This is a genomic window from Pseudomonas sp. Soil_N_39, assembly GCF_057655955.1.
The window spans coordinates 234,053-246,412 of sequence record NZ_JBDGLI010000010.1 but is presented as its reverse complement, the minus strand read 5'-3'; the positions used below and the strand labels follow the sequence as shown (position 1 = coordinate 246,412).

General features: G+C 60.5%; 9 protein-coding genes. All 9 read right to left on the bottom strand.

Features of this window, described 5'->3' with window-relative positions:
* Positions 1–58: 58 nt before the first annotated feature.
* The gene (dnaE, locus tag AC3A5O_RS16970) at positions 59–3,580 is read right to left on the bottom strand and encodes a DNA polymerase III subunit alpha (RefSeq protein WP_487753473.1); all 3,522 of its coding nucleotides are present in this window, start codon (positions 3,578–3,580) and stop codon (positions 59–61) included.
* Positions 3,581–3,819: 239 nt separating this feature from the next.
* Positions 3,820–4,479 (bottom strand): ribonuclease HII, encoded by a 660-nt coding sequence (rnhB, locus tag AC3A5O_RS16965; protein WP_305469935.1) that lies wholly within the window; start codon positions 4,477–4,479, stop codon positions 3,820–3,822.
* A complete protein-coding gene (gene lpxB / locus AC3A5O_RS16960; protein WP_305482814.1) occupies positions 4,476–5,606 on the bottom strand; it encodes a lipid-A-disaccharide synthase in 1,131 nt (376 codons plus the stop codon). Before lpxB ends, rnhB begins: the two co-directional genes overlap by 4 nt.
* Positions 5,607–5,608: 2 nt before the next feature.
* Entirely contained in the window at positions 5,609–6,385 is a 777-nt protein-coding gene (gene lpxA, locus AC3A5O_RS16955; RefSeq protein WP_122565466.1) for an acyl-ACP--UDP-N-acetylglucosamine O-acyltransferase, read from the bottom strand.
* The gene (fabZ, locus tag AC3A5O_RS16950; protein ID WP_003184897.1) at positions 6,382–6,822 is read right to left on the bottom strand and encodes a 3-hydroxyacyl-ACP dehydratase FabZ; all 441 of its coding nucleotides are present in this window, start codon (positions 6,820–6,822) and stop codon (positions 6,382–6,384) included. The genes lpxA and fabZ overlap by 4 nt, the downstream gene beginning before the upstream one ends.
* Positions 6,823–6,927: 105 nt before the next feature.
* On the bottom strand, positions 6,928–7,983 hold the full coding sequence (lpxD, locus tag AC3A5O_RS16945; RefSeq protein WP_305469933.1) for a UDP-3-O-(3-hydroxymyristoyl)glucosamine N-acyltransferase: 1,056 nt from the start codon (positions 7,981–7,983) through the stop codon (positions 6,928–6,930).
* Positions 7,984–7,986: 3 nt separating this feature from the next.
* Positions 7,987–8,490, bottom strand: a complete 504-nt coding sequence (locus AC3A5O_RS16940; protein WP_003184901.1) for an OmpH/Skp family outer membrane protein — start codon at positions 8,488–8,490, stop codon at positions 7,987–7,989.
* 45 nt (positions 8,491–8,535) lie between these two features.
* The gene (bamA, locus tag AC3A5O_RS16935; protein ID WP_122565468.1) at positions 8,536–10,923 is read right to left on the bottom strand and encodes an outer membrane protein assembly factor BamA; all 2,388 of its coding nucleotides are present in this window, start codon (positions 10,921–10,923) and stop codon (positions 8,536–8,538) included.
* A 74-nt stretch (positions 10,924–10,997) separates the two neighbouring features.
* Positions 10,998–12,350 (bottom strand): RIP metalloprotease RseP, encoded by a 1,353-nt coding sequence (gene rseP / locus AC3A5O_RS16930; RefSeq protein WP_122565469.1) that lies wholly within the window; start codon positions 12,348–12,350, stop codon positions 10,998–11,000.
* Between the last annotated feature and the right edge of the window lie 10 nt (positions 12,351–12,360).

Below are 12,360 nucleotides of genomic sequence, written 5' to 3'. Positions count from 1 at the left end.
GATTAAAAATTCGGGTCGAGATCAGGGGTATTCCGGTTTCAACAGTGGCCCCTGGCCGTCAACGGTATTGGAGGAAGACGTTGTCTTTGCCGAACTGGTCACGCAAGGCTTGAATCAACGCATCCGCCGGATCGATCCGCCAGCCTTCGCCGAACTGCAGCACGGCCTTGGCATCGGGGCGTACGTACTCCATGGTGATCGGGCAGGCACCGCGATGGCGCTTGAACAATTCGCCCAACCAGCGTAGCTGATCGCCCTTGAGGTCCTGGGTCTGCAACTTCAGGCGCAGGCTCTCGGCCAAGTTGGTACGGGCATCCTCCATGCTCATCACCCGCTTGACCCGCAGCCGCAGGCCACCGGAAAAGTCATCGTTGCTGACCTCGCCTTCCACCACCACCATCGCATCGGTCTGCAACAGCGATTGCGCCGAGTGGAACGCATCGGCGAACAATGACGCCTCGATACGCCCGGAGCGGTCGTCGAGGGTGATGAAGCCCATCTTGTCGCCCTTTTTGTTCTTCATCACCCGCAGGGCGATGATCATGCCGGCGACGGTCTGGGTGTCGCGCGCCGGCTTGAGGTCAATGATGCGCTGGCGGGCGAAGCGGCGGATCTCGCCTTCGTATTCGTCGATCGGGTGACCGGTGAGGTACAGGCCCAGGGTGTCTTTCTCACCCTTGAGGCGCTCCTTGAGGGTCAGCTCCTTGGCCTTGCGATGGTTGCCGTAGACATCGGCGTCTTCTTCGACGAACAACCCGCCAAACAGGTCGGCGTGACCACTGTCATGGGTACGGGCCGTCTGTTCGGCGGCCTTGATCGCCTCTTCCATCGCCGCCAGCAACACCGCGCGATTGCGGTCGATATTGGCCTGGTAGGCCTTGGGCTCATCCTGGAAGTAAGGCCCGAGCCGATCCAGGGCGCCACTGCGGATCAAACCATCGAGGGTGCGCTTGTTGATGCGCTTGAGGTCGACCCGGGCGCAGAAATCGAACAGGTCCTTGAACGGCCCGTCCTGGCGCGCTTCGGTGATGGCTTCCACCGGCCCCTCGCCCACGCCCTTGATCGCGCCCAGGCCATAGATGATGCGGCCCTCGTCGTTCACCGTGAACTTGAACTCCGAAGCGTTCACGTCCGGTGCGTCGAGGCGCAGCTTCATGGTCCGCACTTCTTCGATCAAGGTCACGACCTTGTCGGTGTTGTGCATATCCGCCGACAGTACCGCGGCCATGAATGGCGCCGGGTAATGCGCCTTCAGCCACGCGGTCTGGTACGACACCAGGCCATAGGCAGCGGAGTGGGATTTGTTGAAGCCGTAGCCGGCGAACTTTTCCACCAGGTCGAAAATGTTACCGGCCAGGTCAGGGTCGATGCCGTTGGTCGCGCAACCCTCAATGAAACCGCCGCGCTGCTTGGCCATTTCCTCGGGTTTTTTCTTACCCATGGCCCGACGCAGCATGTCCGCGCCGCCAAGGGTATAACCGGCCATGACCTGGGCAATCTGCATCACCTGTTCCTGGTACAGGATGATGCCGTAGGTCGGTGCCAGCACCGGCTTCAAGCCTTCGTACTGATAATCCGAATGCGGGTATGCCAGCTCGGCGCGGCCGTGCTTACGGTTGATGAAGTCATCCACCATGCCCGATTGCAACGGCCCCGGACGGAACAGGGCCACCAGTGCGATGAGGTCTTCCAGGCAGTCGGGCTTGAGCTTCTTGATCAGCTCCTTCATGCCCCGGGATTCAAGCTGGAACACCGCCGTGGTTTCGGCTTTTTGCAGCAGGCTGTAGGTCGGCTTGTCATCCAGCGGGATGAAGGCAATGTCCAGCGGTTCTTCGCCGACCTTGGCCCGGTCGCGGTTGATGGTTTTCAGCGCCCAGTCGATGATCGTCAGGGTCCGCAGGCCGAGGAAGTCGAACTTCACCAGGCCCGCCGCCTCGACGTCATCCTTGTCGAACTGGGTGACCAGGCCGTCGCCTTCTTCATCGCAATAGATCGGCGAGAAGTCGGTCAACTTGGTCGGCGCGATCACCACGCCCCCGGCGTGCTTGCCGACGTTACGCACCACGCCTTCGAGCTTGCGAGCCATCTCCCAGATTTCCGCAGCTTCCTCGTCGACCTTGATGAAGTCCCGCAGGATCTCTTCCTGCTCGTAGGCCTTCTCCAGGGTCATGCCGACTTCGAACGGAATCATCTTCGACAGGCGATCCGCCAGACCGTAGGACTTGCCCTGCACCCGCGCCACGTCGCGCACCACAGCCTTGGCGGCCATGGAACCAAAGGTGATGATCTGGCTCACCGCGTTGCGGCCGTATTTCTCGGCCACGTAGTCGATGACCCGGTCGCGGCCATCCATGCAGAAGTCGACGTCGAAGTCGGGCATGGAAACCCGTTCCGGGTTGAGGAAACGTTCGAACAGCAGGTCATATTCCAACGGGTCGAGGTCGGTGATCTTCTGCACGTAGGCCACCAGCGACCCGGCACCCGATCCACGGCCTGGGCCCACCGGCACGCCGTTGTTCTTGGCCCACTGGATGAAGTCCATCACGATCAGGAAGTAACCGGGGAATCCCATCTGGATGATGATATCCAGTTCGAAATTCAACCGGTCGACATAGACCTGGCGCTTGGCTTCGTAATCTTCGGTGGTGTCCTTGGGCAGCAAAACGCGGAGGCGTTCCTCAAGGCCGTCGAAGGAAACCTTGCGGAAGTACTCGTCGATGGTCATGCCATCGGGAATCGGGAAGTTGGGCAGGAAGTGCTTGCCCAGCTTCACTTCGATGTTGCAGCGCTTGGCGATCTCGACGGTGTTTTCCAGCGCCTCAGGCAGGTCGCTGAACAACTCGGCCATTTCCTCGGCGCTCTTGAGGTATTGCTGGTTGCTGTAGTTTTTCGACCGCCGCGGATCGTCGAGGGCCCGGCCCTCACCGATGCAAACCCGTGTTTCGTGGGCTTCAAAGTCTTCCTGCTTGATAAAGCGCACGTCGTTGGTCGCCACCAGCGGCGCGCTAATCTTGTCGGCCAGGGCCACGGCGGCGTGCAAGTGTTCTTCGTCGTTGGGACGGTTGGTGCGCTGCACTTCGATGTAGAAGCGCTCCGGGAACACCGCCATCCAGTCACGGGCCAGGGTCTCGGCTTCATCGGGGTTGCCGCTGAGCAGGGCCAGGCCGATCTCACCTTCCTTGGCCGCCGACAGCATGATCAGCCCTTCGCTGGCCTCGGCCACCCACTCGCGCTCGATGATGATCGAGCCGTTGCGCTGGCCATCGATGAAGCCGCGGGAGATCAGCTCGGTGAGGTTGCGATAACCCTGGGCGTTCATCACCAGCAGGCTGATACGGCTCAGCGGTGCGTCGGGGTCCTTGTTCGACAGCCACAGGTCGGCGCCGCAGATCGGCTTGATCCCGGCGCCCATGGCGGCCTTGTAGAACTTGACCAGCGAACACATGTTGTTCTGGTCGGTGACCGCCACGGCAGGCATGTTCATGCCCACCAGGGTCTTGACCAGGGGCTTGATCCGCACCAGACCGTCGACCAGGGAGTATTCAGTGTGCAGGCGTAGATGAACGAATGAAGCCGGCATAGTGATCCTGCGTTAAGTCATGAAAACAACAAGGCCCGGATTGTACCGGGCCTTGGGTAAAACATCAGCCATGAGCATCTTGCCAGGCAAACATACGCACTACTTTTGTGGCGAGGGGATTTATCCCCGCTGGGCTGCGAAGCGGCCCTTGGATCTTAAGAGCTCGTTGTGTCAGGCAGACTTTTCGGGCCGCTTCGCGCCCCAGCGGGGATAAATCCCCTCGCCACAAACAGCCTGCATCAAGAAACCGTAATCTGACTACTCACCATCAAGCCATCACGCGCTTCATAAGCCAGCCGCACCGGGGCGAACGAACGCCTGTGGATCGGCGTTGGCCCAAGGCGCGCCAGGGCTTCGAGGTGCACGGGGGTCGGGTAGCCCTTGTGGCTGCCGATGCCGTAGCCCGGGTAGATCAACTCGAAGGCGCTCATTTCCCGGTCACGGCTGACCTTCGCCAGGATCGAGGCCGCCGCGATGGCCGGCACCTTGCCGTCGCCCTGGATGACCGCTTCGGCGCGCATCGACAGTTTCGGGCAGCGATTGCCATCGATCATCGCCAGCTTCGGCGTGATGTGCAGGCCCTGCACCGCACGCTGCATGGCGAGCATGGTGGCGTGCAGGATATTGAGTTCATCGATCTCTTCGACTTCGGCCCGAGCGATGCACCAGCTCAGGGCTTTCTCGCAGATTTCGTCGTAGAGCTTTTCGCGACGGGCTTCAGTGAGCTTCTTCGAATCATTGAGGCCCAGGATCGGCCGGTTCGGGTCGAGAATCACCGCCGCCGTCACCACCGCGCCGCACAACGGGCCGCGCCCCACTTCATCGACACCGGCCACCAGGTCTTCCACTTCAGCGACCAGGTTGAAGTCCAGGCCCATCTGTAGCTTTACGTTGCTCATGGTTTTGCGCCAATCAGGGTCAGCACCGCGTCAGCCGCCTGGTTGGAGGCATCGCGACGCAGCGTACGGTGGATTTCGTCAAAGCCCCGGGTCTGCTCCTCGCCGCCGTCGATCAAGGGCGACAGCGTGTTGGCCAGCGCCTCGGCGGTGGCGTCGTCCTGCAGCAACTCTGGGACCAACAGGCGCTGGGCCAGCAGGTTCGGCAAGGACACGTAGGGGCTCTTGACCATGCGCTTGAGAATCCAGAACGTCAGCGGCGCCAGGCGATAGGCGACCACCATCGGGCGTTTGTACAACAACGCCTCAAGGGTAGCAGTGCCGGAAGCAATCAACACGGCATCACAGGCCGCCAACGCGTCATGGGAACGGCCATCGAGCAACGTCACCGGCAAATCGCGACCAACCAGCAGGGCTTCCAACTGGATACGGCGCTGCGGGCTGGCACAGGGCAGGACAAAACGTACACCGGGGCGTAGCGCTCGCAGGCGCTGCGCGGCGTCAAAAAACAGACCGCCCAGGCGACTCACTTCGCCGCCCCGGCTACCGGGCATCAAGGCCACCAGCGGCCCATCGGGCAAGCCCAGCGCCTGGCGAGCCGCCTCGCGGTCGGCTTCCAGGGGAATGGTATCGGCCAGGGTGTGCCCGACAAACCGCACCGGCACGCCCTTCTCTTCGTAGAACCTGGCCTCGAACGGCAGCAGCGTCAACATCAGGTCGCAGCCTTCGCGGATCTTCAGCACCCGCTTCTGCCGCCAGGCCCAGACCGACGGGCTGACGTAGTGCACGGTCTTGATCCCGGCCTGACGCAACTTGAGTTCGATATTGAGGGTGAAATCCGGCGCATCGATGCCGATGAACACATCCGGTTTTTCTTCGATCAGGGTCTGGATCAGCTTCTTGCGCCGGGCCAGCAGCTCGCGCAGGCGACCGAGCACCTCCACCAGGCCCATCACCGACAGGCGCTCCATCGGAAAGTAGGAGGTCAGGCCTTCGGCCTGCATCAACGGCCCACCGACCCCGATGAATTCCACCGCGGGGTGCTGCGCCTTGAGCGCTCGCATCAGGCCCGCGCCCAGAATGTCACCGGAAGCCTCTCCCGCCACCAGTGCAACGCGCACGTTAGCCATGGTCAGCGAGTGATGCCGCGGGTCGAAGACTGGATGGAATCGCGGAAGATCGCGACTTCCGGGTGTTGCGCCGACGCTTCGGCCAATTCGGCGAGCGCCTGCTCGACCGTCAGGCCCTGGCGGTATACCACCTTGTAGGCGCGACGCAGGGCCGTAATCGCCTCTTCGCTGAAACCACGACGGCGCATGCCTTCGAAGTTCATGCTGCGGGCTTCGGCCGGGTTGCCGAACACCGTGACATAGGCCGGGACGTCCTTGCCGATGGCGGTGCCCATGCCGGAGAAGCTATGGGCGCCGATATGGCAATACTGGTGCACCAGGGTGAACCCGGACAGGATCGCCCAATCGTCCACGTGCACATGGCCGGCCAACGCGGTGTTGTTGACCAGGATGCAATGGTTGCCAATCACACTGTCATGGCCGATGTGTGCGTAAGCCATGATCAGGTTGTGGTCGCCCAGGGTCGTTTCGGAACGATCCTGGACGGTGCCACGGTGAATCGTCACGCCTTCGCGGATCACGTTGTGATCGCCAATGACCAGACGGGTTTCTTCACCTTTGTACTTGAGATCGGGCGTGTCCTCGCCTACCGAAGAAAACTGGTAGATGCGATTGTGCCGCCCAATCCGGGTCGGCCCCTTGAGAATTACGTGGGGACCGATCACCGTACCCTCGCCGATTTCCACACCTGCGCCGACAATCGACCACGGGCCGACCTCGACATCGGCGGCCAGGACGGCCGCCGGATCGATGATTGCGCGAGGGTCAATCAAACTCATAGTTTGCGTTCCGCACAGATGATTTCAGCGGAGCAGACTGGCTTGCCGTCGACCGAAGCCTGGCATTCGAACTTCCAGATCTGGCGCTTGCAACTGATGAACTTGGCTTCGAGGATCAACTGGTCGCCCGGGGTGACCGGCTGGCGGAAGCGCAGTTTGTCGGAACCGACGAAGTAATAGAGCGTGCCGTCGGCAGGCTTTACGTCGAGCATTTTGAAACCAAGGATCCCGGCAGCCTGGGCCATCGCCTCAATGATCAATACGCCCGGCATGATTGGATGCGCGGGGAAGTGACCATTGAAGAACGGCTCATTGATGCTGACATTCTTATAGGCACGAATGCGCTTGCCTTCAACGTCCAGGTCCACCACCCGATCCACCAGCAGGAACGGGTAACGGTGAGGCAGGTATTCGCGAATCTCGTTGATGTCCATCATTTCGGGGGGAAGCCTATGTAAAGATTGGGAGCGCACGAGTGACGCGCACTCCGCTAGCAAATCAAGATGCCCTAACGGCTGTGCACACTTGATATGGAAATGGTATCAGCCATCTGATGAAGCATTACCGCCAGGGGTCACGTCCCCTACACGCTTTTCCACCTGCTTGAGGCGCCGCGCGATGTCGTCGAGCTGGCGGATACGCGCCGCGCTCTTGCGCCATTCGGCTGCCGGCTGCATGGCTGTGCCGGAAGAATAGGCACCCGGCTCGGTAATCGAGTGGGTCACCATGGTCATCCCGGTCAGGAATACGTTGTCACAGATATCGATATGCCCCACCAGCCCCACACCACCGGCGAGCATGCAGTGCTTGCCGATCTTGGTGCTGCCGGAGATGCCCACGCAGGCGGCCATCGCAGTGTGGTCACCGACCTGGACGTTGTGGGCGATCTGGATCTGGTTGTCGAGCTTGACGCCATTGCCGATGACCGTATCGGCCAGGGCACCACGGTCGATCGCGGTGTTGACGCCAATCTCCACGTCATCGCCAATGGTGACACCGCCAATCTGGGCGATTTTCTGCCAGATGCCTTTTTCGTTGGCAAAACCGAACCCTTCGCCGCCCAGCACCGCGCCGGACTGGATCACCACCCGCTTGCCGATGCGTACATCGTGATACAGGGTGACGCGAGGCGCCAACCAGCCGCCTTCACCGATCTCGCTGCGCGCGCCAATGACGCAATGGGCGCCCAACGTGACGCCGGCACCGATTCGGGCCGCGCCTTCGATGACCACGAACGGGCCAATGCTGGCGGTAGGGTCAACCACGGCATCCGCCGCGATCACTGCGCTGGGATGAATACCAGCGACCGATTTCGGCTTGGGATCGAACAGATGGGAAATGCGGGCATACGCCAGGTACGGATCGGGCACGATCAGGGCATCGCCGGCAAACCCATCGGCATCAGCGGCCTTGAGCAACAGCGCGGCGGCCCGGCTGTCGGCCAGGTACTTGCGGTATTGAGGGTTTGCCAGAAAGCTCAACTGAGCTGGGCCAGCCTCTTGCAAAGTGGCTAGCCCAGTAATTGCCTTCTCCGGGTCGCCACGCAGGGTGGCGCCAAGGAACTCGGCCAACTGGCCGAGCTTGATAGTCGCTGTCATGGATTACTTCAGCTGATTCATGCGCTCGATCACTTGGCGCGTGATGTCGTACTGAGGCTTGACATCGATCACTGCGCCACGCTCGAACACCAGGTCAAAACCACCTTTCTTGATGACTTCTTCCACGGCGCTGTCGAGCTTCGGCTTGAGTTGCTTGAGCATTTCACGGTCGGCAACGGCTTTTGCTTCGTTCAACTCCTTGGACTGGAACTGGAAGTCACGGGCCTTTTGCTTGAATTCAAGCTCCAGACGCTCGCGCTCGCCCTGGGCCATCTTGTCGCCACCGGCGACCAGTCGATCCTGGATGCCCTTGGCGCTGCTTTCCAGGCCCTTGAGCTTGGTCAGTTGCGGGCCGAATTTCTTCTCCGCATCCACGGCGTATTTCTTCGCCGCGTCGGATTCCAGCAGGGCCATCTGATAATTCAGCACGGCAATCTTCATGTCGGCAAAAGCCGGACCTGCGACCAGTACGGTCGCCAGGAGAACCAATTGAGTCAACTTACGCACGATGTACTCCTACAAAATCCATTGTCGTTATCTTGGGTCAGACGCTTAGAACGTCTGGCCGAGGGAGAATTGGAACACTTGGGTTTCAGCGTCATCCGGTTTCTTGATCGGCATCGCCAACGCGAAGCTCAAAGGACCCAGCGCGGTGACCCAGGTCACGCCCACACCCACGGAACTGGCCAGGTTGCTCAGACTGATGTCGTTACATTCGGCTTTGGACGAAGAGCCGTTGGTATTCTTGGCGTTATCGCAACTGGAGTCGAATACGTTACCCACGTCCCAGAATACCGAAGTACGCAGGGAGCGCTGATCCTTGACGAACGGCATTGGAAACAACACCTCGACACCACCTTGTATCAGGACATTACCACCGAATGGCAGTGGATCCTGGTCCGGGTCCGCCAATGTGCCTTTGTTACCCGTGACAGATTCACCACGGCTTGGCGTACTGCGCGGGCCCAAGGTACTGTCCTTGAAACCACGCACCGAGTTGAAACCACCGGCGTAGTAGTTCTCGTAGAACGGCAGGCCATCGGTCGAGCCGTAGCCATCACCAAAGCCCAGTTCGGTATGCAGGCGCATGGTGTAGTTGTCAGTCAGCGGCTGGAACAGCTGGCCGCGGTAGTCGAGCTTGAAGAACGAGAGGTCACTGCCAGGGGTAGTCGTTTCCAATACCAGGCTCTGGGAATGGCCACGAGTTGCCAACACACCCTTGTTCAAGGTCGACTCGGACCAACCGGCAGAGGCCTTGAAGTTCAGGTACTTATCGCCTTCCTTCTCGACGAAATCGAAGATCTCATCAACGGTATAGCGGCCAGTGCTGATTTCGTCCTGCTGGGCGGTGAGACCGAATGTGAGTCGCGAAGTCTCGCTGATTGGATAACCCACGTTGACGCCAGCACCCAAGCTGTCTACTGCATAGCTGGAGACATCGGAATCGAGCTCGTCATAGTCGGTGGTGCGGTAGAAGGCGTTGTAGCCCAGGCTCACACCGTCCGCGGTCCAGTAGGGGTCCACGAAGCCGAAGTTGTAGCGTGTCTGGTATTCGCTGCGGGTCAAGCCGATGCTGACCTTGTTACCGGTACCCAGGAAGTTGTTCTGGGTGATCGAACCACCGAGGATCAGGCCGGCGCTCTGGGCGAAACCGACGCTGGCGGTGATCGAGCCGGAAGCCTGCTCTTCGACGCTGTAGTTCACATCGACCTGGTCATCGACGCCCGGCACGGCCGGTGTCTCGACGTTGACTTCCTTGAAGAAGCCCAGGCGCTCCAGGCGGGTCTTGGACTGGTCGATCAGGTAGGTCGACGCCCAGCCACCTTCCATCTGACGCATTTCACGGCGCAGCACTTCGTCCTCGGACTTGGTGTTGCCACGGAAGTTGATGCGGTTGACGTAGGCACGCTTGCCCGGGTCCACGGCGAAAGTGATGTCGACGGTGTGGTCTTCATCATGCGGCTGCGGCACGCCGTTGACGTTGGCGAAGGTGTAACCCTCGTTACCCAGGCGACGGGTGATCAGCTCGGACGTGGTGGTCATCAGCTTGCGCGAGAACACCTGGCCCTTCTGTACCAGCAGCAGCGACTTGACCTGGTCCTCAGGGACCTTCAGGTCACCGCTGAGCTTGACGTCACGAACGGTGTACTTCTCGCCTTCGTTGACGTTCACAGTAATGTAGACGTGCTTCTTGTCCGGGGTGATGGACACCTGGGTCGAAGCGATGTCCATGTTGATGTAGCCACGGTCCAGGTAGTAGGAACGCAGGCGCTCCAAGTCACCGGAAAGTTTTTCACGGGCGTACTTGTCGTCGTTCTTGAAGAACGACAGCCAGTTGGTGGTCTTGAGTTCGAACAGGTCGATCAGGTCTTCGTCAGGGAAAACCGTGTTGCCCACCACGTTGATGTGCTGGATGGCCGCCACGGTACCTTCGTTGATGTTGACCTTCAGGCCGACGCGGTTGCGCGGCTGCGGCACCACTTCGGTGTCGACGGTGGCCGAGTAGCGGCCCTGGGCAACGTACTGGCGCTGCAGCTCGTTACGCACACCTTCGAGAGTGGCGCGCTGGAAGATCTCGCCTTCGGCCAGGCCGGATTGCTTGAGGCCCTTCATCAGGTCTTCAGTGGAGATCGCCTTGTTGCCTTCGATCTCGATACTGGCGACCGACGGGCGCTCGACTACCGTGATGACCAGGACATTGCCGTCACGGCCCAGCTGGATATCTTGAAAGAAGCCGGTCTTGAACAGCGCACGCGTGGATTCCACCAGGCGCCGATCATCCGCCTGCTCGCCGACGTTCAACGGCAAGGCACCAAAGACGCTACCCGCGGAGACCCGCTGGAGGCCATTGACGCGAATATCAGAGATAGTGAAGGACTCGGCGTGAACTTCGGCGATCATCAATACGGTGAGAACCGCAGTTAGCAGCAGACGTTTCATGAAGTCCTTTCTTATTCCAACTGGCAATAAACAAACTGCCGCAGAATGCGGCAGATTCGCAATTCAGCGAAGCGTTACAGACGACCCAGATCGTTGACGAGGGCAAGCAACATGACCCCGACCACCAAGCTGATACCGATCTGTATCCCCCAACCTTGCACCCGATCCGACAAGGGACGACCACGCGCCCACTCGATCAGATAAAACAGCAGATGCCCCCCATCCAGTACCGGAATGGGCAGCAAATTCAGAACCCCCAGGCTAATGCTCAGATAAGCAAGGAAATTCAGGAAATCAGCGACGCCCGACTGGGCAGAAGCGCCCGCCACTTTAGCAATGGTTATCGGTCCACTCAAGTTTTTTACCGAGAGCTCACCGAACAACATTTTCTTGAGCGAGTCCAGCGTCAGGATGCTCATGGTCCAGGTACGACGCGCACCCTCGCCAATCGCCGCCACAGGGCCGAAACTGACCTCGCGGATCATTTCCGGTGGCCAGTCGATCGCCTTGACGCCCGCCCCCAGGTAACCGGTCGGCGCCTTGCTCTCGCCACGAGCGGCCAGGGTCACCGGGACGTCGATTGGAGCACCGTCGCGCTCGACGCGCAGCACAATTTTGGTATCAGGACGCACACGAACCGAATCGACCACCTGCTGCCAGTCGCTGACCGGCTGGCCGTCGAGTGCCAGCAACCGATCGCCGGTCTTCAGGCCGGCAGCCTGGGCCGGGCCTTTCGGGTCGAGTTCGGCGAGTATCGGCGGCAAGGCCGGACGCCATGGCTTGATCCCCAGGGAACGGATCGGATCCGGCTCGTCGGCGCCCTTGAGCCAGTTGTCCAGGATCAGTTCGCGAGGCGAATCCACCGTGGAACCCTGCTCGCGCACCATCAATTGCAACGAACCGCTCTCACCCAGGCGACGCACCAGTTGCAGGTTGACCGCCGCCCAGCCCGATGTCGGCTCCCCATCGATGGCAACGATTTCCTGCCCGGCACCCAGCCCGGCACGGGCGGCGACGCTACCGGCCTCTACCCCACCGATGACCGGACGCACCTGCTCGCTACCCAGCATGGCCAGGCCCCAGAAAAACACCATGGCCAGCAGGAAGTTGGCAATCGGCCCCGCCGCGACGATGGCGATACGCTGACGGACGGTCTTGCGATTGAAGGATTGATCGAGCTGATCGGCCGGCACTTCGCCTTCGCGCTCGTCGAGCATCTTGACGTAGCCGCCCAATGGGATGGCCGCCACGACGAACTCCGTGCCTTTCTTGTCGTGCCAACGCAGCAGAGGCATGCCAAAGCCCACGGAAAAACGCAGGACCTTGACGCCACAGCGACGCGCAACCCAGAAATGACCGAATTCGTGAAAAGTGACCAACACCCCCAAGGCAACCAGGGTGCCGACAATCATATAGAGCGCGCTCATCTGTTTTCTC